The sequence below is a fragment of the Lysobacter stagni genome (genome assembly GCF_030053425.1).
Lineage (GTDB): Bacteria > Pseudomonadota > Gammaproteobacteria > Xanthomonadales > Xanthomonadaceae > Lysobacter_J > Lysobacter_J stagni.
Genome location: NZ_JASGBI010000002.1, coordinates 137,291 through 160,197, shown reverse-complemented (window position 1 = coordinate 160,197; position 22,907 = coordinate 137,291). Strand labels below are relative to the sequence as shown.

Here is a 22,907-nt window from a genome sequence, read left to right as displayed (position 1 = left end):
TACGATGCCCGCATGGACGCCGCCCTCGAACGCCTGATCGCCGAACTCGTACTGGCTCCGCATCCGGAAGGCGGATTCTTCCGCCGCATCTACGAATCGGACATCACCATCGAACACAACGGTCACCTGCGACCGGCGCTCACGGCCATCCGCTATCTGCTGCCGCGCGGCCAGGTCAGCCGCTGGCACCGAGTGGATGCCGATGAGTGCTGGCATTGGCAGGACGGCGATGCGCTTGAGTTGCAGGTGTTCGATCGGGACGCATCGCGCCTTTCGACGATCCGTCTGGATCGCGCGTCGGCGGGTGGCGTGGCGATGCACGTCGTGCCTGCCGGTCACTGGCAGGCCGCGCGTCCACTCGGTGCCTTCACCCTGGTGGCCTGCACCGTGTCGCCGGGATTCGTGTGGGAGGGCTTCGAGATGCTGGGGGAAGATGACAAAGTCGCCGGCGTGCTGCATGAACTTGGTGCCCGCATCTAGGTCGTAACGGATGCGTCGCAGGAGCGACTTCAAGGAGGGAAGGCCGTGATACCTCGTCCGGTTCTCATGCTGTCGGCACTGCTCATCGGTGGCATGGGCGTGGCTTTCGCACAGACAACGGCATCCGATCTGCCGATCCGTGACCTCGAGCCCGTGGTCGTCAGTGGCGTGCAGCCGGGGCCGGGTCTTTGGAAGGTGCGCAGGGGCGACAACACATTGTGGGTGCTGGGCACCGTGTCGCCGGTGCCACGGCGCATGGAGTGGGAATCGCGCGACGTCGAGAAGGTGATCGCACAGGCGCAGGAAGTCATCGAAGGGCCGGGTGTGCGCATCGATGCGGACCTTGGCTTCTTCGGCAAGCTGGCACTGGCGCCGAAGGCCTTCGGCGCGCGGAAGAACCCGGATGGGCAGACGCTGCAGGAGGTGGTGCCGCCGGACATGTACGCGCGCTGGCTCGTGCTCAAGCACAAGTACATCGGCGACGACCGCGGAGTGGAATCGTACCGGCCGATCCTCGCCGCGATGGAGCTCTACGAGGAAGCCATCGAGGACACGGGCCTGCGTCAGGGCGGCCTGGTGTGGCCGGTCGTCGAGCGACTGGCGAAGCAGTACGACGTGCCACGCACCGAAACCATGGTGAAGGTGATGATCCAGGATCCGAAAGCCGCGTTGAACGAGTTCAGGACCTCGAAGCTGGAGGATCTGGACTGCTTCGCAAAGACGCTGCAACGGCTGGAGTCCGACCTGGGCACGATGCGCGACCGCGCCAACGCCTGGGCGGTGGGCGACCTGGAGACGCTGAAGGCGCTGCCGTACACCGATCAGAACGAAGCCTGTCTGCGCGCAGCCGCGCAGTCGGGCGTGCTGCGCAAGCGCACAGGAGACATCGAGGAACAGGTGGCCGCGCGCTGGCTCGGTGCAGCGGAAGCCGCGCTGGCGAAGAACCGCGTGACCTTCGCGGTACTGCCGATGCGCGAACTGCTCAAGCCTGACGGCTACATCGCGAAGTTGCGGGCGAAGGGATACGCGGTGGAGGAGCCGTCGATTGCGGCCCAGCCAGAGGCGCCAGAAGTACCGTCAGAAGGAATGCCGCCGCGCCCCTGACGGCGCTTCCTCCAAATCGTCATCCCCGCCTTCGCGGGAATGACAAATCCCTATGCAGCGCGCCGGAGTCATCCTGCCGCGCTCACCGCGATGTTCGGGCGGCCCAGGTCGGGCCAGCGCTTGAGTACGGCGTCGCGAATGCCCGCCGCATCCAGCCCCGATTCCGACAGCAGCTGTTCGCGGCTGGCGTGGTGCTGGAACTCGTCGGGCAGGCCCAAGTGCAGGATCGGCAGCGTGATGCCTTCCGCGGCCAGCAGCTCCGCCACGCCCGAACCCGCGCCACCGGCGACGACGTTGTCTTCGATGGTCACGAAGCCGGCGTGGTTGCGCGCCAGTTCCAGGATCAATGCGCGATCCAGCGGGCGCACGAAACGCATGTTGACGACAGTGAGGCCCAGCTCTGCGCCGACAGCCTCGGCGGCCGGCGTGACCGCGCCGAACGCGAGCAGCGCGACCTTCGAACCGGCGTGCCGCACTTCGGCCTTGCCGATGGGCAGCGTGTCGAGGCTGGGCTGCACGGCGACACCCGGTCCGGTGCCGCGCGGGTAGCGCACGGCGGCCGGGCCGACGTGGTGGTAACCGGTGCTCAGCATCATCCGGCACTCGTTCTCGTCGGCCGGCGCCATCACCACCATGTTCGGCACGCAGCGCAGGTAGCTCAGGTCGAGGTTGCCGGCGTGCGTCGCACCGTCAGGCCCGACCACGCCACCGCGGTCGATCGCGAACAGCACGTCGAGGTGCTGGATCGCCACGTCGTGCACCAGCTGGTCGTAGCCGCGCTGCAGGAACGTGGAGTAGATGGCCACGACAGGTTTCGCGCCCTCGCAGGCCATGCCGGCGGCCAGCGTCACCGCGTGCTGCTCCGCGATGGCGACGTCGAAGTAACGCTGCGGGTATTCCTTGCTGAAGCGCACCAGGCCCGAGCCCTCGCGCATCGCCGGCGTGATGCCCAGCAGCTTCGGCTCGACAGCGGCCATGTCGCACAGCCACTCGCCGAAGACGTCGGTATAGGTGGGCTTCTTCGCGCCGGGCTTGCTCACCAGACCCTTCTCGGGATCGAACGGGCCCACGGCGTGGTAACCGATCTGGTCGCCTTCGGCGAGCTCGTAGCCCTTGCCCTTGGTGGTGATGATGTGCAGCAACTGCGGGCCCTTCAGCTTCTTCAGCGTCTTCAGCGCGGAGAGCAGTGCGGGCAGGTCGTGACCATCGATGGGGCCGGTGTAGTGGAAGCCCATTTCCTCGAACAGCGTGGACGGCACGAACATGCCTTTCCAGTGTTCTTCCCAGCGCTTGACGAACTTCGCCGCCGGCTTGTTCTTGTCGCCCAGCAGGCGCTTGCCGCCTTCGCGGATCGCATTGAGCGTGCGGCTGCCGGTGAGGCGGCCGAGCATCTGGGTGAGCCCGCCGACGTTCTCCGAGATCGACATCTGGTTGTCGTTGAGGATCACCAGCAGGTTCGGCTCCGGGTCCATGCCGCCGCCGTGGTTGAGTGCCTCGAACGCCATGCCGGCGGTCATCGCGCCGTCGCCGATGACGGCCACGACCTTGCGGTCGTCGCCCATCTGCTGCAGCGCGATCGCCATGCCCAGCGCGGCGGAGATCGATGTCGACGAATGGCCGACGCCGAAGGTGTCGTACTCGCTTTCCTCGCGCTTCGGGAACGGCGCCACGCCGTCCTTCTGCTTGACCGTGTGGATGTTGTCGCGACGGCCGGTGAGGATCTTGTGCGGGTAGGTCTGGTGGCCCACGTCCCACACGAGCCGGTCCACCGGCGTCTCGTAGAGCCAGTGCAACGCGACGGTGAGTTCGATCACACCAAGGCCGGCGCCGAAGTGCCCGCCGACCAGCGCGACCTGTTCGATCAGGTAGGCACGCAGCTCCTCGGCGATCGCGGACAGCTCCTCTTCGGGGAACTGGCGCAGGTCGGCCGGAACGTTGATTTTGGACAGACGCGGATAACGCTGCGGATCGATCATCACGACGGTGTCAGACGGCAAGTCCGACATTGTCCCGCCGTCGTCCGGAGCGGGCAAGGCGCGCCGCCCCGACGGGTTCAGCTGCGGCGTCCGAACGCCGCGAATGTCACGTGAAGATCAGCGGCCGCGCAGTCGGCCGAACAGGCTGCCGCCGGCCTTGCCCGGATCCGCGGGTTCGGGTTCCTTCTCCGGCTCGGCGAAACCGGTGGCGAGGTTGGCATTGATGAAATCGGCGACTTCCGCCGCCGGCACGCCGCTGGCTTCGGCGATTTCGCCGATCAGCGCCGGCCCCTTCATCATCACCGTGGCGATGCGGAAGTGCTTGGGGAACTCGCGTTCGGTCTGCGGCCACTTCACCATCAGGTAGCGGCGATTCGGATCGTGCTCGGCGGCCAGGGTGCCCTTGCCGGCCAGCAGGTTGCCGAACCACACCAGGCGCGACAGCGGCATCGAGGCACCCAGGCGCGCGCTTTCGCTGTCCCAGGTGGCGGCATCGACGGGCGCGAAGCTGGCCGACTCGACCTTGCCTTCGAAGTGGCGTGCCAACGGTTTGAGTGCGGCCGGGCCGTGGTAGACGCGCTGGTCCAGATCGATCAGCAGGCCTTCCTCGACGCCGCGCACGCGCACGCGGCCGCGCAGGCGGTCCCCGGCCAGCCAGTCGAGCAGCGTCCCATTGGATGCAGCCGGCGCAGGGGCCGGAGCGGGCGGGGTGTCGACAACCGGTGCAGCGGCGGCAGGTGCGGGCGCGGCAGGTGCCGCGGCCGGAGGCGGTGCTGCGACGGGGGCCGGCGCCACCGGAGCGGCGGGCGCGACCGGGGCCGGTGCAATCGGTGCAGCGACGGCCGCGGGCGCCGCCGGAGCAGGCGTCGGTGCCGCCGGGGCGGGAGCCGGAGCCTTGGGTTCTTCGAATACGACGCCGGCCTGGGTGCCGATCTCGCGCAGCAGGTTGCCCACGGAGTTGGCGTCGAACGGCTGGCCAAGGCGGAAGTCGGCCTGCGTGCGCTGAGCGGCGGTCAGGGCGATGACACTTTTGCCGGCAGCATGAAGGCGCAGCCAGCTCATCGGCCCGTACATGCTGTCCATGTCCACGATGATGTAGTCGGCTTCGGTGTCCGGCGCCAGCTCCCAGCGATTACCGAGACGGCCGTTGGCCGCCTGGAAGGCTGCCTGGAGCGCGGATTCCGTGGCCGGATCCATGCCGGTCAGACCGAGGGTGAGGCGCATCGTCGCTTCCGTGGTTTTGCAATGGTTGGCGAGTGTTGCGGACACCCTTGTTGTCGTCAACGCGCGCAGAGCGTCGGAAACGAACGTTCTTGGTCAGGCCCCCGGTGCGTGGTCTGGCGGAATCCGCAAAGCGGGACGACGATCACGTCGGGACTCAGGCCGGGAGGCGGGCGGTCTTTGGCAACTGACTGCGCAGGAACGCCATCTGGTCGGCCAGGATGTTGCGGTTGGACAGGATCAGGTGTTCGACCCAGCTCGGCCGGTAGGGCACGGCCAGCAGCGGCATGCTTGCCTGTTGCGGTGTGCGGTTGCCCTTGCGGGAGTTGCAGTGGAAGCACGCGGCGACCACGTTCTCCCAGATGTCGCGCCCGCCCTTGGACACCGGCATGACATGGTCGCGGGTGAGGTGCGGGCGGCTGAAGTCGTGACCGCAGTACATGCACAGGTAGCCGTCGCGTGCGAACAGCGCCGCGTTGGTCAGTGCGGGAGTGGGATCGAGTGCATGAGCGCGCGCATGGCTGCGTGCGGCGACGATGGGGTGCAGCTCGATGATGCTGCGTTCGCCGCTGAGTCGATTGATGCCACCGTGTACCTGCAGACAGGGATCGCCCATCGTCCAGGCGACAGCACCGCGTACGTAGAGGCAGGTCGCGTCCTGCCAGCTCATCCAGTCGAGCACGCGACCGTGTGCATCCAACGAAAGCAGCCGCACCGAGTTCAGGCGGTCGTTGGAGGGACGTGGGGCGAAGGAGGGACGGGCCGGACCCCGTTCGGTTCCGGTTCGGACCAGGCGTAGCGTCGCTCTATCGGTCTCCATCGGGAAACCAGCTTATACCCCTTTGTTTACGTTTTGTGTACTCGCGTGGCCTGCGGTCGTGTTCCGCAGGCCACGCCGGAGGTCAGGCCACGTCGACGGACAGCTCAGGCAGGCCAGCAACGCCGCTTTCCATTGCGGCTGCATGCGCGAGCGTGCGCGGCAGGATGCGCGCGAAATAGAAGCGCGCGGTATCGCGCTTGTCGTCCTTGAACGTCTGCGGCTGCGCGGAAGCGTTGGCGGCTGCGACGCTGCGCGCCCACCAGTAGGCCAGCACGACGTAGCCGGAATACATCAGGTAGTCGTACGACGCCGCGCCGACTTCATCGGGATTGGCGGCAGCGCGCTTGCCGACCTGCAGCGTGAGCTGCTGCCACTGCGCGGCCTTTTCGCGCAGCGGAGCGATGAACTCCGCGACCGCGGCATCGTTCGCGTGCGCATCGCAGAACGACATCACCTGCGCCAGGAAGATCCTCAGGCCCGCGCCCTGCAGCTGCATGATCTTGCGACCCAGCAAGTCCAGCGCCTGGATGCCGGTGGTGCCTTCGTACAGCGTGGTGATGCGGGCATCGCGCGACAGCTGTTCCATGCCGTGTTCGGCGATATAGCCGTGGCCGCCGAAGCACTGCAGCGCCTGGTAGGTGCACTCCACGCCCCACTCGGTGAGGCAGGCCTTGACGATGGGCGTGAGGAAGCCCACCAGTACATCGGCCTGCTCGCGTTCGGCGGCGTCGGGCGCATGGTGCGCGATGTCGACCTGCAGCGCCGCGTCGTAACCCATCACGCGGCCGCCCTCGACCAGCGCCTTGCACGTGAGCAGCATGCGACGCACGTCGGGGTGCACGATGATCGGGTCGGCCGGCTTGTCCGGAAACTTCGCGCCGGACAGCGCACGCATCTGCAGGCGCTCACGCGAGTAACGCAATGCGTTCTGCAGTGCGCGATCGGACAGGCCCAGGCCCTGCAGGCCAACGGCCAGGCGCGCGGTGTTCATCATGGTGAACATCGCCATCAGGCCCTTGTGCGGCTGGCCGATCAGATACCCCTGCGCGCCGTCGAAATTCATCACGCAGGTCGCCGAGCCGTGGATGCCCATCTTGTGTTCCAGGCTGCCGCAGCGCACGGCGTTGGCACCGCCCGCTGAACCGTCCTGGCCGACGCGTTCGCGCGGCACGACGAACAAAGAGATGCCCTTGCTGCCTGCAGGCGCATCCGGCAGGCGCGCCAGCACCAGGTGCACGATGTTGTCGGTGAAGTCGTGCTCGCCGGCGGTGATGAAGATCTTGGTGCCAGTGATGGAGTAGCTGCCATCGCCGTTGGGTTCGGCGCGCGTCTTGAGCAGGCCCAGGTCACTGCCGCAGTGCGGCTCGGTCAGGCACATGGTGCCGGTCCAGCGCCCTTCCACCAGCGGCTTGAGGAACACTTCCTGTTGCCAGGCTTCGCCGTGGTGCATGAGCGCTTCCGTCGCGCCGTGCGAGAGCAGCGGGAAGTTGCCCCACGCCAGGTTCGACGCGTCGATCATTTCCTTCAACGGCACGCCCGCTGCATGTGGCAGGCCCTGTCCGCCGAATTCGGCCGGAGAGGTGAGGCCGGCCCAGCCGCCTTCGACGAACTGGGCATAGGCCTGCTTGAATCCGGTCGGCGTGGTCACGCGGCCGCTTGCCTGGTCGAGCCTGCAGCCTTCGCGGTCGCCGACGGCATTGAGCGGTGCCAGCACCGTTTCGGTGAAACGCGCGGCTTCGTCCAGCACGGCATCGAGCACGTCGCGCGTTGCATCGGCGAAGCCCAGGCGCTGGAACTGGGCTTCTGCGCCAAGCACGTCGAAAAGGACGAAGCGCATGTCGGCGACGGGGGCGTGGTAGGTGCTCATCGGGATGTCTCGCGGTCGTATCGGTGGGATTCCCGCCTCAAGCAAACGATTGTTTGGATTTGCGGCGGAGAAACGGGGCAGGCGATCCACCGTGCGGCGGATCGCCTATCGGATCAGCGCAGGACGCCGGGCAAGCCCGGCGCGGGGCTCAGCTCACTCTTGCGTTCGATGTTGAAGACGCGCGGCTTGCCCTGGTCGGGCGTGGCGTCGATGCGGCCGCTCAACGTGTAGGGCACGCTGCGGCCGGCGGCCAGGGCGTCGGCGGCGGCGATCTTGCCGGACACCTGCGGCATCAGCGTCACCGTGATCACGTCGGCGGATTCGGGGCCGATGGACAGCGCGGGCTGCGCGCGAACCTGTCCGGCGTCCGCCTGCTGGGCGACGGACAGGTGCAGGTCAACCGCATCGAAGCGCATCGGCACGCTGCTGAAGTTCTCGATCCGCAGCTCGATCGACCAGTTGCCGTCGGCGCGGACCGTGAGCTGCTGAATGCGGGCGGAGGGTTCGGACACCCGGCGAACCGGACCGGAAACGCAACCGGCCAGCAGCGCTGCCAGACCAAGCGCCAGCCAAGGTGTCCAGTGCCGTGCCTTCATGCCGCCGCTCCGCGTGATGGGACGGCGAGGATACTACGGCGCATGGCGCCGCCGGTGCGACGCGTCAGCTCGCTGCGGGGGCTACGGCCTGGGCGATCAGGGCCAGGGCTGCCACGACGCTCCAGACCGCCAGATAGCCGAGCAGGGTGCGTTTGGCGCGCATCCGGCGATAGCTGCGAACGGAAGCTGAGAGCTCGGCATTGGCGCGAGGTGCGGAATCCTCGCGGACGTCGGAGGCCAACATTTCGAAATCGTCGTCCATGCGATGCAGGAGAGGAGAAAGCGCCCCGGCCCAGCTGATCACCTGCTCACGGTGACGGCCATTTTCCTTTGCTGAGCAGCATCCGTGCTTGCGCATTGGCCGGGCTGCCGGGGCGTGGCCAAGAATCGCTCGTGAACCTCGCGCAACGCCATCGGGCAATTGTGCAGGGTTGGGTAGGAATTTTCTTACCCGCACATTCCGGCGGACCGGCTGGACCGGTCAGGCCGGACTTCGTCCCGGGAAATGGCCCGCGCTCACCTCAGCCAATTTCTGAGGAAGAAAGCGCTTTCGCCCCCACTATGCGCCCCGAAAGCGCGCACGACCACGGCCGCGGCGACCAGTCCACCGCCGCCGAAGGAGGCATACACCAGTACCTGGTGAATGGCTGCATGCATGAGAGCCGGCCCCTGTTCCGGTATCGGCATCCTAGCAGCGGGCCGACGCCCGCAGGGAAGTGCCGACGGCCGGCGGATTTGGGCAGCCACGGCCGCCGTCTTGGCGTGCTGAGCCGGCCCCGCAGGATCGAAAATAGTTAGGTGTTGACCTAAGTATTATCCGGTGATAGAACTCGATGCCAGATCGGGCTTCCGACCAATCTGGTGCCGAAATGGTCCACTCCGCTGTCGCCGACGATGTCTTCTATGCGCTGTCCAATTCGACTCGGCGAAGAGTCCTGGAGCAGCTGTCCCTCGGACCAGCCACCGTCACCCAGCTGGCGGCGCCTTTCGACATGAAACTTCCCTCGTTCGTGCAGCACCTATCGGTGCTCGAACGCAGCCGGCTGGTGAAGTCGAAGAAGCGGGGGCGGGTGCGGACGTACGAGATCGCGCCAGAACGGTTCAAGGTCGCCGAGCACTGGCTATCCGAGCGGCGTCAGGCGTGGGAGTCCCGGCTGGATCGGTTCGACGAGTACGTCAAGCAACTCAAACAGAAGGAGTCGAAGTCATGAGCAAGCGCTTCGAGATCAATCCCAAGACCGATTTCGTGCTCGAGCGTTTCATCGATGCGCCCAGGCATCTTGTGTGGGAGGCATTGACCAAGCCCGAACACCTCAAGGAGTGGTACATGCCCAAGGCTTGGGGCGCGGTTTACGACTGCGAGATGGATGTGCGACCGGGCGGCAGGTTCAGCCTCACAACGCAGGTGGACCAGGAGGTTCCGCACCTGGGCTGTTTCCTGGACGTCGTTCCCATGGAGCGACTCGTCTGGACGTCCATGCTGTTTCCCGGCTATCGGCCGGCGGTGTTCGACGACATCCCCATCACTGCCATCGTCACGATGGAGGCCGAAGGAACCGGAACCCGCTACGTCTTCACGGCACTGCATCGGGACGAAGCCGATTTCCAGGAAAACAAAGCGTCCGGATGGCAGCAGGGCACCGAGATGGCCGTCGACCAGTTCGTAGAGCACGTGATGTCGTTGCGATAGCCCAGAGCGAAACCCGCGGGCGCTGACCGTGTCCGAGGGCTCGCGAATCCGAGAGGCCAGAAACGAAAAGCCCCGCGAAGCTGGAGAGCTTGCAGGGCTTGGAATTTGAATGGTGGCCGGGGAGGGAATCGAACCCCCGACACGGGGATTTTCAATCCCCTGCTCTACCAACTGAGCTACCCGGCCATTCCGCAACGGTCAGGCCGTGCGAGGAGCGGAATGATACGGAGGACGAATCCACATGGCAAGCCGGATGACGGCTGAACGGCCGCGCGCGACGCGGTGGCGGGGCTTTGTCGGCGGTCGCATGATGGAATCGACGATTGGATGGGCAGCGCCGATGCTGCCGGGAGGCCCCATGAAATCCTTCGTTTTTGCCGTGCTGGCCACGTTCGTCCTGGGCGGATGCGCAAGCGACCGCCTCACCGACGCCGACCGTCTGGCGCTGTATCGCGCGCATGCCGGCGCACCGGTTCCGAGTTTCCAGTATTTCGGCCAGCTCGACGGCTGGACGCCGCTGGGCAACACCGCATTGGCGGTGTGGACGCGTCCCAGCCAGGTCTACCTGCTCGAACTGCAGGCGACCTGCACTGACCTCGACTTCGCCAACGCCATCAGTGTGACCAACCAGTTCGGGCGCGTGTACTCGCGTTTCGACAAGGTGCTCGTACTCGGCAGCGCGGTGCGCCATGTGCCGTGCTGGATCAGGGAAATCCGCCCTATCGACGTCAAGGCGCTGCGTGCCGCCGAACAGGAGAAGCGTCAGGCGCAGATGGCTGAGCGCGACAAGGCCTGACTTTATTCCGCCGGCGGCACGTAGCCGGCGGGCTTGGCTGCATCGCCGCCGAACAGGAACTTCACCATCTCGCCTTCCAGGAAGGCGCGGTGCTGCGGGTTCATGGGCGAAAGGCGGTTCTCGTTGATCAGCATCGTCTGATGCGCGAGCCACGCCGCCCATGCGGGCTTGCCGATGTGCGCGAACACGCGCTTGCCCAACTCACCGGGCCAGGGCACGAAGTCGAGCCCTTCGGCTTCGCGTTTCTCGTATTCGCAGTACACAGTGCGCGGCATGATCAGGCGTCCGGACGGGTCAACAGCAGTTTGCGGATCGGGGCAGGAATGCCGAGCAGGTCCAGCTCGTCGCGCGCGACCCAGCGCAGCGCGTCATTGTCGCCGATCCGCCCGCGCAGCTGCATGCCGCGCCAGTGCAATGGCGTGATCCTCAGTCGGTAATGACTGAACGCGTGGTCGATGGCCGGCAGCGGCACCGCGTGCGCGAACTCGCCGGACAGGTGCGTTTGGAACCAGTCGCGTGCGAGCGGCTCGTCGTCGGCTTGTGGCAGCGTCCAAAGCGAGGCCCAGATGCCGGTCGGCGGCCGGCGCTGCATCAGGATGCGGCCCTGCGGATCTTCCGCCCACAACACATGCGCGTACTTCTGTGGTGTCTTCTTCGAGATTCGCGGCCTTGGCAGGTATTGGACACGGCCATCGCGAAGGGCCACGCAATCGCTCTGCAGTGGACACAGCACGCAGGCGGGGTCGCTGCGCGTGCACAACGTTGCGCCCAGGTCCATCTGTGCCTGCGTGTAATCGGCCATGCGGGCATCGGGCAGGGCAGGATCGGCGACGTACGCGTCGACCAGTTCCCACAGCTGTTTTTCGATCGCAGGCAGACCCGGAAAACTCTCGACACCGTGATAGCGGCACATCACGCGCTTGACGTTGCCATCGAGGATCGCGTGCCGGTCGTTCCAGGCCTGCGAGGCGATCGCCGCTGCCGTACTTCGACCCACGCCAGGCAGCGCCTTGAGCGCTTCGACGTCGCGCGGCAGTTCGCCACCGTGCTGTTCCATGCACAGTTTCGCCGCGGCGTGCAGATTGCGCGCGCGGGCGTAGTAGCCCAGCCCGGACCACAGCGCGAGTACGTCGTCGAGCGGCGCCGCGGCGAGGTCGCGCAGTGTCGGCAGCGCGGCGACGAAGCGTTCGAAATACGGCGCTGCGGTCTTCACCTGCGTCTGCTGCAGCATGATCTCCGACAGCCACACCCGGTACGGCGTGCGAGGGTGTTGCCACGGCAGATCGTGGCGCCCGCTCACGTCGAACCACGCCAGCAGGCGCGTGGCGAAATCGTTGGTCGGCTTCATTGCGGGGTGTCTTCGCTGAATTCCACTTCGACGCCTTCCAGGGTCGCGCCGGAGATCACCAGCGTGGGGGCGGAAAGGCGTCCACGCAACGGCGGCAACGGCGAGCCGCGATCGAAGGTGTCGACCCATGCAAGCACGTCAGGCAGGTGGAAGCGGCCGTCGAACTCCGCGCCGTCGCGCTGCAGGCCCAGCATGGCGAGGCCGGAGAGATCACCGCGCCCTGCATAGCCCAGCGTGAAGGGCAGGGGCGATGTGGACTCCGACAGCGGCGAGGGCAGCGCCGGCCACGAACGCGGCCATGCCTGCAGCGTGCCGCGCAGCTGAAACTGCAGTTGCGGGCCGAAGCCGAACGCGCCGATGGCTTCCAGGCGCGGAATCACGCCCGTGCCCCACAGCACCGTGCCCAGAGGTGCGATGCGCAGCTCGCCCTCACGAAAGCGTGCCGGTCCGGCGATACCGAACGTGAAGGGAAGCGCCGTGCCCGAGTTGCGCCAGGTCGCGTCCGATCCCATGCGCAGGTCGTCCAGGCCGATGCCATCGTCGCCGTTGTGCAGCCGGCCGGACAGCCTGGTGCGCGTGGGCAGCGACCATGTCGGCGCTTGCACCGTGAGGTCGCCGACGACGCCCAGTCCCGCGCGTGCGGCCGGGCGTGTCAGGGCGACGCGCACGTCGAAGGGCATTCGCGTCGTCCCGCTGATGACGCGACCGCGCAGGCGCGCGTGCGCGGCGCGACGGGGATGCAGTCGGGGCAGGTCCGCATCGATCGCGTCCACGCTCCAGCCATCGCCGGTCACGCGCCCGCGCACGATGCGCAGGCCATCGGTGAGCGTGGGAATGCGCGTTTCCTTCGTCGGCGGGCGCGTCGCCAGCCATCGCTGCAACGCGGCGATGTCGAGCTGCGGTGCGTCCAGTTCGATGCGCCGTACCGTCAGGTCCGCGCCACGCGCGCGGATCGTCGACCACGGCAGTTCAAGGCGGATGCGCTCGGCCCGAAGGAGGGGTGTCGCCGCGCCGGGCTGACGCGCGACGACGTCGCGGATGGTCAGCATGGGAACGCCCCGCAGCCGGTATTCGCTGGCGCCGCTGGCGGTGATCTCCAGGCCGAGCGCCTTGCCCACCTGCGACAGGATCAGCCCGGCGACACGGTCGGGCCGCGACACCCAGTGCAATGCAAACGCGAACAGCACCAGCACGCCGATCAGCACGATCAGCGCGACCCGGCGGCGGCGCGATGGCGGGACGGGATCCGGCGCGGCCATTCGCGGACGGGCGACGGGCGTCAGGCGCCCAGGTTCTCGGGCAGCAGGGCGTCGACGAAGGCCTCTGCGTCGAACACGCGCAGGTCCTCCGGACGTTCGCCGATGCCGGCGTAGCGGATCGGAATGCCGAACTCGCGCGCGAGTGCGAACACCACGCCGCCCTTGGCGGTGCCGTCCAGCTTGGTCACCACCAGGCCGGTCACGCCAACGGCAGCATGGAACTGTCGCAGCTGCGAGAGCGCGTTCTGGCCGGTCGTGCCGTCGATGACCATGAGTACTTCGTGCGGTGCGGACGCATCCAGTTTCTGCAGCACGCGCTTGATCTTGCCCAGCTCGGCCATCAGGCCCTGTTGCGTATGCAGGCGGCCTGCGGTGTCGGCGATCAACACCTGCGTGCCGCGCGCCTTCGCCGCCTGCAGCGCGTCGAACGCGACCGACGCGGCATCCGCGTTCTGTCCCTGTGCGACGACGGGCACGCCGTTGCGATCGCCCCAGGCCTGCAGCTGCGCGACCGCCGCAGCGCGGAAGGTGTCGCCGGCGGCGAGCATCAGCGGACGGTTCTCGTCCTTGAAGCGCTTGGCCAACTTGCCGATGGTGGTGGTCTTGCCCACGCCGTTGACGCCCACGGTGAGCAGCACGAACGGCTTGGCCTGGGTGTCGATCTGCAGCGGTTGGGCGACCGGCGCCAGCATCGCCAGCAGGTCGCCGCGCAGCGCAGCGAGCAGCGCGTTCGCATCGGCGAACTCGCGCGCCTTCATGCGCCGACGCAGGTCTTCGATCAGTTGCGAAGTGGCGGTGACACCCACGTCGGCGGTGATCAGCGCCGTCTCGATCTCGTCGAGCAGGTCGTCGTCCAGGCGCGGATGGCGCGAGAACAGGCCGCTGAAGCTGCGCGCGAAGCCACTGCCGCGCAGGCGTTCGCGCCAGCCGGGCTTGCCGGCGGGGGCGGGAGCGGCAGGCGTGGTTTCGACCGGCTCCGCGGCCGCTACGGTGGCGGTGGGTTCGACCTCCAGCGCGGCGGCGATGATCTCCGCGGGAACGGGCTCCATAGCAGACGCTGGGGGCGCCGGCTCCGTGACCGGCTCAGCCACGGTTTCGCCTTCGTCGGTGTTGGGGAAAGCCGCGGCCAGTTCCTCGACGCTGTAGTGCTCCTGCGCGCTCCCGGGCTTGGCCGCATCGGCTGGGGTCTGGGGTTTCTTGCGACGGAAGAAGCTGAGCATCGAGGGGGGCGTGGGGGAATGCGCGAGAATGCACACATGCTAGCACCGGCCCCCGCGCGTCCCCGATGAACAAACCGACTCCAGGCCGGCCTCGACCGGGCGCCTCCAACGTCGAAGGCAAGGTCCGGCTGATCGGCGGACGCTGGCGTGGCACGCGGCTGAGCGTTCCCGATGCACCGGGTCTGCGGCCCACGTCCGATCGTGTTCGCGAGACCTTGTTCAACTGGCTCATGCCGATGCTGCCCGGCGCGCGCGTGCTGGACCTGTTCGCCGGCAGCGGTGCGCTCGGACTGGAGGCGCTGTCGCGCGGTGCGGCCTCCGCGGTGCTGGTCGAACGCGATGCGACGCTCGCCGCGGCGCTGCGCGCGGTGGCGGCGCGCTTGCCCGGCGGCGAGGCGGCCAGCGTCGTCCAGGGCGATGCGCTGTCCTGGTTGGCGACCCAGCCCGAAGGGGCGTACGACCTTGCCTTCGTCGACCCGCCGTTCGCGGCCGGAATGTGGGAAGCAGTGCTGCCGCAGGTAACGACGCGTCTGCGTCCCGACGGATGGCTGTACGTGGAGGCGCCGCACGAGGCGGCCTTCGCGCTGCCTGCGGACTGGCGCCTGCACCGCGAGGGACGCACCCGGGAGGTGCGCTATGCGCTCTATCGCCGGACACCCTAGTGCACCGGCGCCCGCGCGGGGCGGCCGCTGCTACACTGCCGGCCTCGCCGGGCGACCCTGACTCCGGTGCCAACGCCTGACCCAGAATGACCGTGGCCCGAAACCGAATCGCCGTCTACCCCGGCACCTTCGACCCGATCACCAACGGCCACATCGACCTGGTCGACCGCGCTGCGCCGCTGTTCGAACGCCTGATCATCGGCGTGGCCGAAAGCCCGGCCAAGGGGCCCGCCCTTCCGCTGGAGCTGCGCGTGGGCCTGGCCCGCGAGGCCGTGGCGCACCATGCGCATGTGGAGGTCCGCGGCTTCGATTGCCTGCTGGCGCACTTCGTCGACGAAGTCGGTGCCGGCGTGCTGCTGCGCGGCCTGCGCGCGGTGTCGGACTTCGAGTACGAATTCCAGCTGGCCAGCATGAACCGCCACCTGATTCCGGAAGTGGAGACGCTGTTCCTCACCCCCGCAGAACAGTACGGCTTCATTTCCTCCTCGCTGGTGCGCGAGATCTCCCGCCTCGGCGGCGATGTCTCGGGTTTCGTGCCGCCGGCGGTCGCAGCGGCGTTGCAGACGCAATGGCAACGCCAACCTCGCTGATCCGGCCCGCCGGATCCAACGTTTCACACCACCTGTCACCCGAATAAAACCAAGGGGAACCCGATGAAGACCACCACCCGCCTGCTGCTGATCGCCTGCCTCTCCATGCCGCTGCTGGCCGCGTGCAACAAGCAGGCCGAGACCGCCGCCGTCGCCGAAGCGCCGCTGGCCGCCCCGACCACCAAGGACGGCGCAGCGTGGGACACGTACCTGACCGAAGTGGTCAAGCGCAACATCGAAGGCGCCACCAACGTCTACCTGTACACGCTGCCGGACCCGGCCGTCGCCACCTTCCAGGACGAGTACGCCCGCCAGCTCGAGAAGGCGCAGAGCGACGTCGCCCGCGGTGGCGTGGAAGGCACGCTGCTGGCCTTCGGTTCGCAGGATTCGGCCAAGTCGGCCGACCTGGCCGTCGCTTCGTTCGCCCAGGCCGCCCCGGGCACGATGAAGGGCGTGCGCGTGATGTTCATCGGTGCGCAGGCCGACGCCGACCGCGTCAAGGCGGCCGTCGAGCCGTCGGGCGCCAAGTTCGAGTTCATCGAAGCCAAGTGACGTGACGCCGCGTGGCCGCGCAGCGGCCACGCCCCTGGCGGAACGTCATCCCGCGAAAACGGGAATCCAGCGCGTTGGAACGGGCCCGCATTGCGGGCCCGTTCTTTTTTCGACGGTTCGCCCCGATTCGCAACACAGCGTCCCTTCGCGAAAGGGCCTGCCGCGGGCCGCCATGCGACAATGCGTGCATGTCCCTGAAGATCAACGAGCTCTGCGTCAACTGCGACGTCTGCGAACCGGCCTGCCCGAACCAGGCGATCTCGCAGGGCGAGACGATCTATGTGATCGACCCGGCGCGCTGCACCGAATGCGTCGGCCATTTCGACGAACCACAGTGCGTGGTCGTCTGTCCGGTCGAGTGCATCGACCCCGACCCGGAACATCCCGAATCCAACGAGCAGCTGCTGGCCAAGCTGGCCCGGTTGCAACAGGAGAACCGCTGATGCGAATGACGTTGCGCGCGCTGGCTGCCGGCGCGTTGAGTGCAGGTTTGCTGATCACCGCAACGTTCCCGCTCCAGGCGGCACAGAAGGCATCCACGGCGAAGCCGCCGGGCGCGGCCATCGCATCCGCGCATGCGCTGGCGACGGACGCCGGCATGGAGATGATCCGCCAGGGCGGCAACGCATTCGACGCCGCGGTCGCGGTGTCGGCCACGCTCGCCGTGGTGGAGCCGATCAGCTCCGGCATCGGTGGCGGCGGTTTCTTCCTCCTGCACGATGCGAAGAGCGGCAAGGATGTCTTCGTCGACGCGCGCGAAACCGCGCCCGCATCGGCCACGCCGCAGGCCTACCTCGATACGAACGGGCAGCTCGACAACGATCGCGCCACCAACGGGCCTTGGTCGGCCGGCATCCCGGGCCTTCCGGCCGCACTGGTGCACGTGTCGCAGAAGTACGGACGCCTGCCGCTGAAGACCTCGCTCGCGCCGGCGATCCGCATCGCACGTGAAGGGTTCGAGGTCTACCCACGACTGGAGCGCGGCTACGCCAGCCGTCGCGAGGTGATGGAGCGTTATCGCGGCACGCGCGAAGTGTTCCTGGCCGACGGCACGCCGCCGAAGGCCGGCGAGGTCCTCAAGCAACCGGACCTGGCGCGCACGCTGGAACTGCTCGCGCAGAAGGGCTTCGACGGCTTCTACAAGGGCGAGATCGCGCAGAAGCTGCTGGCGTCCGTGAAGGAAGAAGGCGGGCAATGGCGAGCCGAGGAGCTCAGCGGTTATCGCGTCAAGGAACGCGAGCCGCTGCATTTCCGTTATCGCGATTGGCAGGTCACCACCGCGCCGCCGCCGTCGTCGGGCGGCGTGGCCATCGCGCAGATGCTGCAGATGCTGTCGGGCTGGGACCTGGCGAAGCTGGATGAGGCGCAGCGCACGCACGTGATCGTCGAGTCCATGCGTCGTGCATTCCGCGACCGCACGCTGTACCTGGGCGATCCGGATTTCGTGAAGATGCCGCTGGCACGGCTGATCAGCGCCGATTACGCCGCGGGGCAGCGCGCCAGCATCCATCCGTCCCGGGCCACGCCCAGCGATCTGCTGCCGGGCGTGCCGGCTCCGCTGGAAGACGATGAGACCACCCACTTCTCCATCCTCGATGCCGACGGCAATCGCGTCTCGACCACGCAGACGGTGAACCTGCTGTACGGCTCGGGTCTGGTCGCTCCCGGCACCGGCGTGCTGCTGAACAACGAGATGGACGACTTCGCACTGCGTCCGGGCACGCCCAACGCGTTCGGCGTGATGGGTTTCGCCGCCAATGCGCCGCAGGCCGGGAAGCGCATGCTCAGTTCGATGACGCCCAGCTTCATCGAATCGAAGGACAGGCTGGCCGTCCTCGGAGCCCCGGGCGGCAGCCGCATCATCACCGAGGTGCTGATCGGCATCCTGGGCTACGACCAGGGACTGAGCGCGCAGCAGGTGGCCGCCAAGCCGCGCATCCATCACCAGTGGATGCCGGACGTGATCTCGGCCGAGGCGGGCGCTTTGTCGCCGGAAACGGTCAAGGCGCTGGAAGCGATGGGCCACAAGGTGAACGCCGCCGAGCGTCCCTGGGGCAACCTGCAGACGGTGTCGTGGGACAAGCGCACCAATACGCTGGAAGGCGGCACCGACCCGCGCAACCCGGTGGGCAAGGCGGACGTGCTGGTGAAGTGAAGGTCCCGTTCGGGGCCTTCGCTCTCCCCGGGAATGGCCGGCCCGCGCCGCGGTCCGCGTGTGCCCGGTCATTCGAGATTCCATCGTCACGGCGTTAAAATCGCAGCGTCCGTTCGCAAGGTGACGCCATGAAACTCTGGTCCATTCTCGGCAACAGCCAGAAGCTCGACGGCGGCGCGATGTTCGGCAACGCGCCGCGCGCCATGTGGGCGAAGTGGTCCTCGCCGGACGACCAGAACCGCATCGAGCTGGCGTGCCGCGCACTGCTGGCCTCGCCGCTCAATGGCAAGACGGTGCTGTTCGAAACCGGTATCGGCGCATTCTTCGAACCGAAACTGCGCGAGCGCTACGGCGTGGTGGAAGACCGCCACGTGCTGGTGGAGTCGCTGGCCGCCGCCGGCTTCAGACCCGAAGACATCGACGTTGTCGTGCTCTCGCACCTGCACTTCGACCACGCCGGCGGCCTGCTCGCGCCATGGACGGAAGGCCAGGCACCCCGGCTGATGTTCCCCAACGCGACCTACGTCGTCGGCCGTCGCCATTACGAACGCGCGCTGCAACCACATCCGCGCGACCGTGCGAGTTTCATTCCCGAACTGCCCGGCCTGCTGGAAGGTAGCGGCCGGCTTGAACTGGTCGACGGCGAATTCTCCAGAACGCTCGGCAGCACCGTGCGTTTCCATTACAGCGACGGCCACACGCCGGGGCTGATGCTTTCGGAGATCGTGGGACCGGAAGTCGTCGGAAACGAAGCGCACGGGGGCGTGGTGTTCTGTGCGGACCTCATTCCGGGCCGTCCGTGGGTGCACGTGCCGATCACCATGGGCTACGACCGCAACGCCGAACTGCTGATCGACGAGAAGAAGGCGTTCCTGTCCGACAAGCTGCGCCGCAATGTGCACCTGTTCTTCACTCACGACCCGCAGTGCGCGTTGGCGCAGGTCGTACAGGACGAGAAAGGCAAGTTCGGCACGGCGCACGAAGTGCCGGAGCTGCAGGCCAGGGCACTGGCTGCATGAAGCCGCACCTGGCGGCCGCCGCGCTGTCGCTGGCCGCCGTACTGATGACGGGCGCGGTATCGGCGCAGGCGACCGCCGACGAGCCGATGGATCCGCCGCGCGCGGGCAAGGCCTTGCGCGACCGTGACTTCGGCGTGGCCACGCGACAGTTCGGTCTGGAACGCCAGGTCGAGATGTACCAGTGGCGTGCGGGTGCGGACGGATACACACGCGTGTGGCACACCGCGCCGATCGATTCGTCGTCGTTCCCGGCGGGCCACGAGAACCCGAAGCGCGTTCCATTGGAGCAGCGCCGGTGGTGGTCTCAGGACGCCACACTCGACGGCCGGCCGATCGACCTCCAGGTGCTGCAGACGCTGGGTCAATGGCGCGTGTTCCGCCCCAACTTCTCGCGCCTTCCGGCGAATCTGGCCGCGTCGTTCCAGCCGGAAGGCGATGGGCTGGGCAGTGCCGAGAATCCGCTGGACCCGCAGGTCGGCGACCTGCGCATCCAGTGGCGTGAGCTGCACCTTCCATCGCTGGAAGGAAAGGTCGAACTGCGCGATGGCCGATGGCAACTCACGCCGGCGGCAGCCGCGCAGGCGCTGACCGCGGCGCGCGCATCGGCCGTCGTGGAACTGCCGCCGGGCCAGGATCGCAAGCTGCTGCCGTGGTTGCTCGCAGGTGCGGCCGCGCTGGCGTTGGCTGCGCTGACCTGGCGACGGATGCGTCGCCGGGCCCATTGAGTCTGGTCGGGACGACACGCGTCGGGCTCGGAGCCCCGCGAATACGAAACGTCTGATTCCGGATCGCGCCTCGCACCTCTAGTTTTTCGATCTTTCGAAAGCTGGGGTGAATGATGGAGTGGTACCTGAAGGTCGTGCGCAACCACTACTTCGATTTCGCGGGTCGCGCCCGCCGGAAGGAGTACTGGATGTTCCTGCTGGTCAACGTGATCCTGGCGCTGTGCATCGGGCTTGTCGCTGGCCTGATCAAACAGTCGTGGATCGGGAGCATCTACGCTCTGGCGGTTCTGCTGCCGGGACTGGGTGTGACGGCGCGTCGCCTGCACGACATCGGCAAGAGCGGCTGGTTCATCCTTATCGGACTCATCCCGCTGGTCGGGCTGTACCTGATCTACCTGCTGGCGCAGGAGGGCGTGCGCGGTCCGAATGCGTTCGGGCCAGACCCGAAGGCCGCCGGCTGACGTTCCAGAGCCCTGGCCTGTAGTACGACGGCATGCCCGATCGGTCTCCGGTCGGGCGTGCCGTTTTCCTTTCCGGCGCTCGCTGCTGCCAGACCCTGTCAGCAGCCCGCGCCATACTGCGGACTCCACCCGGAAAGGAGTCGTGCCATGCCCCTCATCGCGTCCTGCCATTGCGGCGCCACGAAGATCCAGGCGGCGGAAATCCCACGCGCGGCGAAGGAATGCAATTGCTCGTTCTGCGCGCGTACCGGCGCCGTGTGGGCTTACTACAAACCCGGTGAACTGCTGTTCGTCTCGCAGGACGACGAGCAGACCTATTCGGCCACCGGCATGAACCGCCATCACTTCTGCGGCCGCTGCGGCATGCACACCTGGGGCGACTCACCCGACTGGGCGTCGTCCTACAACGCGGACGGGACCCCGAAGGAAGGTGTCACCGCGAACACGGTGCCGCAGCAACGCATCTACGCGGTGAACCTGCGACTGGTCGACGACCTCGACTGGTCGGCGATCGCCGTGGAGAAGATGGACGGCCGCAACAACTGGTGAGGCGGTCTGCGTTGGGCCGTTGTCGCGCCTCGTCACGAGGTGCGCGCGGCTCAAGCCCTGCCTGTGCGGTTTCGGAAAGTTCTGATTTGCGCGTCAGTCTTGCGATGCGAGGCTGCACGTCTTGCCTTCCGTGCGCGGCCGGCCCGTCGTGAGACGACGCTGACGCACCCCAATTCCCCTGATCACCCGCTGTATGCATCGCCGCGCGGGAGGCAAGCTTTTCCAGGGACGCGACGTTCCCCTTCGTCGATGCATGTGCGGAAACCGGGGCCCGGCTTCAGCGTTCGTGCCGCGTGCCGAAGATCTTGTCGCCGGCATCGCCCAGGCCCGGCAGGATGTAGCCGACCTCGTTGAGCCGCTCGTCGATCGATGCCGTGAATACCTCGACATCGGGATGGCGCGATTCGAGCACGCGCAGGCCTTCCGGTGCCGCCACCAGGAACAGGCCCTTGATGCGCCTGCAGCCGGCGGCCTTGAGCATGTCCACCGTAGCCACCAGCGTTCCGCCGGTGGCGAGCATCGGATCGAGGATGATCGCTGTGCGCTCGTCCATGCGGCCGGTCAGCTTTTCGTAGTACCCGACCGGCTGCAGCGATTTCTCGTCGCGCTGCAGGCCGACCACGCCCACCTTCGCCGCCGGAATCAGTTCCAGCACGCCGGGCAGCATGCCCAGTCCCGCGCGCAGGATGGGTACCAACGTGACCTTGGCGCCCTTGATGCGCCGCGTCGTCACCGGTCCGGCCCAGCCCTGGACGATGACCTCTTCGGTCTCCAGGTCGGCGGTGGCCTCGTAGGTCAGCAACGTCGCGACCTCGGAGGCGAGTTCGCGGAACTCCTTGGTGCTGATCTCGCCCACGCGCATCAGGCCGAGCTTGTGCTGCACCAGGGGATGACGGACTTCGACGATTTTCATCGCGCAAGCCTAGCGCATGCGGGGGTAGGGTGAGCACGGCGGCGGCGCGTGGACGTTGCCGCGAGGAGGCGCGATGGCCAACCCGGCAATCACCTACGAGCGCGAGATCGTGCCAGCGCTGTTCCGGCCCTGGGCGGAGGTGCTGCTGGACCTCGCCCGGCCGCAGGAGGGTGAGCGCGTGCTCGACCTGGCATGCGGGACGGGCATCGTCGCCCGCCTGGCCGCCCGGCGCGTCGGTTCCGGTGGTCGGGTGACCGGCATGGACCTGAATCCGGCGATGCTGGAGGTCGCACAGGCGCAAGCCGCGCAGGAAGGCCTGCGCATCGAGTGGCAGCAGGGCGACGCGACGACGCTGCCGTTCGCCGATGGCGCTTTCGACCTGGTCCTGTGCCAGCACGGCCTGCAGTTCGTGCCCGACCGCACCGCACTGCTGAAGGAGGCCCATCGCGTGCTGGGCCCGCAGGGACGGATCGCGCTGGCGGTGTGGGAAAACCTCGACAGGCATCCGTTCTGGGCGCGCTTCAACGAGGTGCTGGTCGAGCTGATCGGAATCCCCGCGCTCGCAGCCCCGTTCTGCCTCGGCGATGCCGAGCAGCTGCGCATGCTGCTGCAGATGGCCGGCTTCCGCGACATCGACCTGGCCGCACGATCGATGCATGCGGTATTCGGCGACCCGCAGGGGTTCGTCGCGATGGAAGTGGACGTGATCGCCGCGGCGATTCCCGTGACGCAGCACCTCAACGATGCCGCGCGCGCGGCGCTGACGCGCGCGGCGGAAACGAAGCTGGCCGATGCCATTGCCGGCCAGCTCCATCATGGAAAGATCAGCGTGCCGATGCACGCGCTTCTGTTCGCCGCGCGTGCGTGAGTGGTTCTGCGATGACGCCGCGCAGGCGGGTGGCCC

Annotated in this window: 26 protein-coding genes and 1 tRNA gene; 15 read left to right on the top strand and 12 right to left on the bottom strand. The window is 67.5% G+C overall.

Translation table 11 applies throughout. The features are described from left to right. Positions 1 to 12: 12 nt before the first annotated feature. Positions 13 to 480 (top strand): cupin domain-containing protein, encoded by a 468-nt coding sequence (locus QLQ15_RS17540; RefSeq protein WP_283214326.1) that lies wholly within the window; start codon positions 13 to 15, stop codon positions 478 to 480. Positions 481 to 546: 66 nt separating this feature from the next. Beyond that, positions 547 to 1,584: a TraB/GumN family protein gene (locus QLQ15_RS17535; RefSeq protein WP_432277870.1), complete on the top strand. Its 1,038-nt coding sequence runs from the start codon at positions 547 to 549 to the stop codon at positions 1,582 to 1,584. Positions 1,585 to 1,652: 68 nt separating this feature from the next. Here the strand turns inward: QLQ15_RS17535 and dxs are convergent, their stop codons facing one another. From dxs to QLQ15_RS17505, 6 genes are all read right to left on the bottom strand, one after another. Further along, positions 1,653 to 3,560, bottom strand: a complete 1,908-nt coding sequence (dxs, locus tag QLQ15_RS17530) for a 1-deoxy-D-xylulose-5-phosphate synthase (RefSeq protein WP_283214325.1) — start codon at positions 3,558 to 3,560, stop codon at positions 1,653 to 1,655. Between the two features lie 117 nt (positions 3,561 to 3,677). Beyond that, positions 3,678 to 4,784 carry a hypothetical protein gene (locus QLQ15_RS17525; protein WP_283214189.1) on the bottom strand — a complete coding sequence of 369 codons (1,107 nt, stop codon included), beginning with the start codon at positions 4,782 to 4,784 and terminating at the stop codon, positions 3,678 to 3,680. Between the two features lie 154 nt (positions 4,785 to 4,938). Next, positions 4,939 to 5,451 carry an HNH endonuclease gene (locus tag QLQ15_RS17520; protein ID WP_432277869.1) on the bottom strand — a complete coding sequence of 171 codons (513 nt, stop codon included), beginning with the start codon at positions 5,449 to 5,451 and terminating at the stop codon, positions 4,939 to 4,941. Positions 5,452 to 5,683: 232 nt separating this feature from the next. Further along, positions 5,684 to 7,468 carry an acyl-CoA dehydrogenase C-terminal domain-containing protein gene (locus QLQ15_RS17515; RefSeq protein ID WP_283214187.1) on the bottom strand — a complete coding sequence of 595 codons (1,785 nt, stop codon included), beginning with the start codon at positions 7,466 to 7,468 and terminating at the stop codon, positions 5,684 to 5,686. Between the two features lie 113 nt (positions 7,469 to 7,581). Beyond that, positions 7,582 to 8,064 carry an LEA/WHy family protein gene (locus QLQ15_RS17510; RefSeq protein ID WP_283214186.1) on the bottom strand — a complete coding sequence of 161 codons (483 nt, stop codon included), beginning with the start codon at positions 8,062 to 8,064 and terminating at the stop codon, positions 7,582 to 7,584. Positions 8,065 to 8,128: 64 nt separating this feature from the next. Beyond that, positions 8,129 to 8,326 (bottom strand): hypothetical protein, encoded by a 198-nt coding sequence (locus QLQ15_RS17505; protein ID WP_283214185.1) that lies wholly within the window; start codon positions 8,324 to 8,326, stop codon positions 8,129 to 8,131. A 607-nt stretch (positions 8,327 to 8,933) separates the two neighbouring features. Between QLQ15_RS17505 and QLQ15_RS17500 the strand changes: the two genes are divergently transcribed. Both QLQ15_RS17500 and QLQ15_RS17495 read left to right on the top strand, forming a co-directional pair. Beyond that, entirely contained in the window at positions 8,934 to 9,275 is a 342-nt protein-coding gene (locus QLQ15_RS17500) for an ArsR/SmtB family transcription factor (RefSeq protein ID WP_283214184.1), read from the top strand. Beyond that, positions 9,272 to 9,754 carry an SRPBCC domain-containing protein gene (locus QLQ15_RS17495; protein ID WP_283214183.1) on the top strand — a complete coding sequence of 161 codons (483 nt, stop codon included), beginning with the start codon at positions 9,272 to 9,274 and terminating at the stop codon, positions 9,752 to 9,754. Before QLQ15_RS17500 ends, QLQ15_RS17495 begins: the two co-directional genes overlap by 4 nt. Positions 9,755 to 9,864: 110 nt before the next feature. On the opposite strand, the gene QLQ15_RS17490 is transcribed toward QLQ15_RS17495, so the two are convergent. After that, a tRNA-Phe gene (locus tag QLQ15_RS17490) sits at positions 9,865 to 9,940 on the bottom strand. Between the two features lie 172 nt (positions 9,941 to 10,112). On the opposite strand from QLQ15_RS17490, the gene QLQ15_RS17485 reads away from it, so the two are divergent. Continuing rightward, on the top strand, positions 10,113 to 10,550 hold the full coding sequence (locus tag QLQ15_RS17485; RefSeq protein WP_283214182.1) for a DUF6491 family protein: 438 nt from the start codon (positions 10,113 to 10,115) through the stop codon (positions 10,548 to 10,550). A gap of 2 nt (positions 10,551 to 10,552) precedes the next feature. Here QLQ15_RS17485 and QLQ15_RS17480 read toward each other — a convergent pair whose 3' ends face one another. The 4 genes from QLQ15_RS17480 to ftsY are packed head-to-tail and all read right to left on the bottom strand — an operon-like array spanning position 10,553 to position 14,377. Next, the gene (locus QLQ15_RS17480) at positions 10,553 to 10,825 is read right to left on the bottom strand and encodes an oxidative damage protection protein (protein WP_283214181.1); all 273 of its coding nucleotides are present in this window, start codon (positions 10,823 to 10,825) and stop codon (positions 10,553 to 10,555) included. A gap of 2 nt (positions 10,826 to 10,827) precedes the next feature. Further along, on the bottom strand, positions 10,828 to 11,898 hold the full coding sequence (gene mutY / locus QLQ15_RS17475) for an A/G-specific adenine glycosylase (protein ID WP_283214180.1): 1,071 nt from the start codon (positions 11,896 to 11,898) through the stop codon (positions 10,828 to 10,830). Further along, positions 11,895 to 13,157, bottom strand: coding sequence for an AsmA family protein (locus QLQ15_RS17470; protein ID WP_283214179.1), 1,263 nt, complete (start codon positions 13,155 to 13,157; stop codon positions 11,895 to 11,897). Before QLQ15_RS17470 ends, mutY begins: the two co-directional genes overlap by 4 nt. A 20-nt stretch (positions 13,158 to 13,177) precedes the next feature. Beyond that, positions 13,178 to 14,377: a signal recognition particle-docking protein FtsY gene (ftsY, locus tag QLQ15_RS17465; protein ID WP_283214178.1), complete on the bottom strand. Its 1,200-nt coding sequence runs from the start codon at positions 14,375 to 14,377 to the stop codon at positions 13,178 to 13,180. 65 nt (positions 14,378 to 14,442) lie between these two features. Between ftsY and rsmD the strand changes: the two genes are divergently transcribed. The 9 genes from rsmD to QLQ15_RS17420 all read left to right on the top strand — a co-directional run bounded on the left by rsmD (position 14,443) and on the right by QLQ15_RS17420 (position 21,090). Beyond that, entirely contained in the window at positions 14,443 to 15,039 is a 597-nt protein-coding gene (rsmD, locus tag QLQ15_RS17460) for a 16S rRNA (guanine(966)-N(2))-methyltransferase RsmD (protein ID WP_283214177.1), read from the top strand. 86 nt (positions 15,040 to 15,125) lie between these two features. Further along, positions 15,126 to 15,629, top strand: coding sequence for a pantetheine-phosphate adenylyltransferase (gene coaD / locus QLQ15_RS17455; protein ID WP_283214176.1), 504 nt, complete (start codon positions 15,126 to 15,128; stop codon positions 15,627 to 15,629). A 63-nt stretch (positions 15,630 to 15,692) separates the two neighbouring features. Next, the gene (locus tag QLQ15_RS17450; RefSeq protein ID WP_283214175.1) at positions 15,693 to 16,181 is read left to right on the top strand and encodes a hypothetical protein; all 489 of its coding nucleotides are present in this window, start codon (positions 15,693 to 15,695) and stop codon (positions 16,179 to 16,181) included. Between the two features lie 188 nt (positions 16,182 to 16,369). Next, a complete protein-coding gene (locus tag QLQ15_RS17445) occupies positions 16,370 to 16,624 on the top strand; it encodes a YfhL family 4Fe-4S dicluster ferredoxin (protein ID WP_283214174.1) in 255 nt (84 codons plus the stop codon). Beyond that, on the top strand, positions 16,624 to 18,336 hold the full coding sequence (ggt, locus tag QLQ15_RS17440; RefSeq protein ID WP_345782437.1) for a gamma-glutamyltransferase: 1,713 nt from the start codon (positions 16,624 to 16,626) through the stop codon (positions 18,334 to 18,336). Before QLQ15_RS17445 ends, ggt begins: the two co-directional genes overlap by 1 nt. Before the next feature lie 128 nt (positions 18,337 to 18,464). Then, positions 18,465 to 19,355, top strand: a complete 891-nt coding sequence (locus QLQ15_RS17435) for an MBL fold metallo-hydrolase (protein WP_283214173.1) — start codon at positions 18,465 to 18,467, stop codon at positions 19,353 to 19,355. Next, complete coding sequence (locus tag QLQ15_RS17430; RefSeq protein ID WP_283214172.1) at positions 19,352 to 20,080, top strand: TMEM43 family protein; 729 nt, start codon at positions 19,352 to 19,354, stop codon at positions 20,078 to 20,080. The genes QLQ15_RS17435 and QLQ15_RS17430 overlap by 4 nt, the downstream gene beginning before the upstream one ends. A gap of 110 nt (positions 20,081 to 20,190) precedes the next feature. Beyond that, positions 20,191 to 20,541: a DUF805 domain-containing protein gene (locus QLQ15_RS17425; RefSeq protein ID WP_283214171.1), complete on the top strand. Its 351-nt coding sequence runs from the start codon at positions 20,191 to 20,193 to the stop codon at positions 20,539 to 20,541. Positions 20,542 to 20,688: 147 nt separating this feature from the next. Continuing rightward, the gene (locus QLQ15_RS17420; RefSeq protein ID WP_283214170.1) at positions 20,689 to 21,090 is read left to right on the top strand and encodes a GFA family protein; all 402 of its coding nucleotides are present in this window, start codon (positions 20,689 to 20,691) and stop codon (positions 21,088 to 21,090) included. 277 nt (positions 21,091 to 21,367) lie between these two features. On the opposite strand, the gene upp is transcribed toward QLQ15_RS17420, so the two are convergent. Beyond that, positions 21,368 to 22,003: a uracil phosphoribosyltransferase gene (upp, locus tag QLQ15_RS17415; protein WP_283214169.1), complete on the bottom strand. Its 636-nt coding sequence runs from the start codon at positions 22,001 to 22,003 to the stop codon at positions 21,368 to 21,370. Positions 22,004 to 22,076: 73 nt separating this feature from the next. Between upp and QLQ15_RS17410 the strand changes: the two genes are divergently transcribed. Beyond that, positions 22,077 to 22,871, top strand: coding sequence for a class I SAM-dependent methyltransferase (locus QLQ15_RS17410; protein WP_283214168.1), 795 nt, complete (start codon positions 22,077 to 22,079; stop codon positions 22,869 to 22,871). Positions 22,872 to 22,907 lie beyond the last annotated feature (36 nt).

Excerpts from the sequence above, each read along its gene's own strand:
- ggt (WP_345782437.1), top strand. The coding sequence starts at position 16,624 with ATGCGAATGACGTTGCGCGCGCTGGCTGCCGGCGCGTTGAGTGCAGGT.
- QLQ15_RS17445 (WP_283214174.1), top strand. The coding sequence starts at position 16,370 with ATGTCCCTGAAGATCAACGAGCTCTGCGTCAACTGCGACGTCTGCGAA.
- QLQ15_RS17505 (WP_283214185.1), bottom strand. The coding sequence starts at position 8,326 with ATGGACGACGATTTCGAAATGTTGGCCTCCGACGTCCGCGAGGATTCC.
- QLQ15_RS17485 (WP_283214182.1), top strand. The coding sequence starts at position 10,113 with ATGAAATCCTTCGTTTTTGCCGTGCTGGCCACGTTCGTCCTGGGCGGA.
- upp (WP_283214169.1), bottom strand. The coding sequence starts at position 22,003 with ATGAAAATCGTCGAAGTCCGTCATCCCCTGGTGCAGCACAAGCTCGGC.
- QLQ15_RS17525 (WP_283214189.1), bottom strand. The coding sequence starts at position 4,784 with ATGCGCCTCACCCTCGGTCTGACCGGCATGGATCCGGCCACGGAATCC.
- QLQ15_RS17480 (WP_283214181.1), bottom strand. The coding sequence starts at position 10,825 with ATGCCGCGCACTGTGTACTGCGAATACGAGAAACGCGAAGCCGAAGGG.
- QLQ15_RS17420 (WP_283214170.1), top strand. The coding sequence starts at position 20,689 with ATGCCCCTCATCGCGTCCTGCCATTGCGGCGCCACGAAGATCCAGGCG.
- coaD (WP_283214176.1), top strand. The coding sequence starts at position 15,126 with ATGACCGTGGCCCGAAACCGAATCGCCGTCTACCCCGGCACCTTCGAC.
- QLQ15_RS17510 (WP_283214186.1), bottom strand. The coding sequence starts at position 8,064 with ATGAAGGCACGGCACTGGACACCTTGGCTGGCGCTTGGTCTGGCAGCG.
- ftsY (WP_283214178.1), bottom strand. The coding sequence starts at position 14,377 with ATGCTCAGCTTCTTCCGTCGCAAGAAACCCCAGACCCCAGCCGATGCG.
- dxs (WP_283214325.1), bottom strand. The coding sequence starts at position 3,560 with ATGATCGATCCGCAGCGTTATCCGCGTCTGTCCAAAATCAACGTTCCG.
- QLQ15_RS17450 (WP_283214175.1), top strand. The coding sequence starts at position 15,693 with ATGAAGACCACCACCCGCCTGCTGCTGATCGCCTGCCTCTCCATGCCG.
- QLQ15_RS17515 (WP_283214187.1), bottom strand. The coding sequence starts at position 7,468 with ATGAGCACCTACCACGCCCCCGTCGCCGACATGCGCTTCGTCCTTTTC.
- QLQ15_RS17520 (WP_432277869.1), bottom strand. The coding sequence starts at position 5,451 with ATGAGCTGGCAGGACGCGACCTGCCTCTACGTACGCGGTGCTGTCGCC.
- QLQ15_RS17540 (WP_283214326.1), top strand. The coding sequence starts at position 13 with ATGGACGCCGCCCTCGAACGCCTGATCGCCGAACTCGTACTGGCTCCG.
- QLQ15_RS17435 (WP_283214173.1), top strand. The coding sequence starts at position 18,465 with ATGAAACTCTGGTCCATTCTCGGCAACAGCCAGAAGCTCGACGGCGGC.
- QLQ15_RS17410 (WP_283214168.1), top strand. The coding sequence starts at position 22,077 with ATGGCCAACCCGGCAATCACCTACGAGCGCGAGATCGTGCCAGCGCTG.
- QLQ15_RS17535 (WP_432277870.1), top strand. The coding sequence starts at position 547 with ATGCTGTCGGCACTGCTCATCGGTGGCATGGGCGTGGCTTTCGCACAG.
- QLQ15_RS17430 (WP_283214172.1), top strand. The coding sequence starts at position 19,352 with ATGAAGCCGCACCTGGCGGCCGCCGCGCTGTCGCTGGCCGCCGTACTG.
- QLQ15_RS17470 (WP_283214179.1), bottom strand. The coding sequence starts at position 13,157 with ATGGCCGCGCCGGATCCCGTCCCGCCATCGCGCCGCCGCCGGGTCGCG.
- mutY (WP_283214180.1), bottom strand. The coding sequence starts at position 11,898 with ATGAAGCCGACCAACGATTTCGCCACGCGCCTGCTGGCGTGGTTCGAC.
- QLQ15_RS17500 (WP_283214184.1), top strand. The coding sequence starts at position 8,934 with ATGGTCCACTCCGCTGTCGCCGACGATGTCTTCTATGCGCTGTCCAAT.
- rsmD (WP_283214177.1), top strand. The coding sequence starts at position 14,443 with ATGAACAAACCGACTCCAGGCCGGCCTCGACCGGGCGCCTCCAACGTC.
- QLQ15_RS17425 (WP_283214171.1), top strand. The coding sequence starts at position 20,191 with ATGATGGAGTGGTACCTGAAGGTCGTGCGCAACCACTACTTCGATTTC.
- QLQ15_RS17495 (WP_283214183.1), top strand. The coding sequence starts at position 9,272 with ATGAGCAAGCGCTTCGAGATCAATCCCAAGACCGATTTCGTGCTCGAG.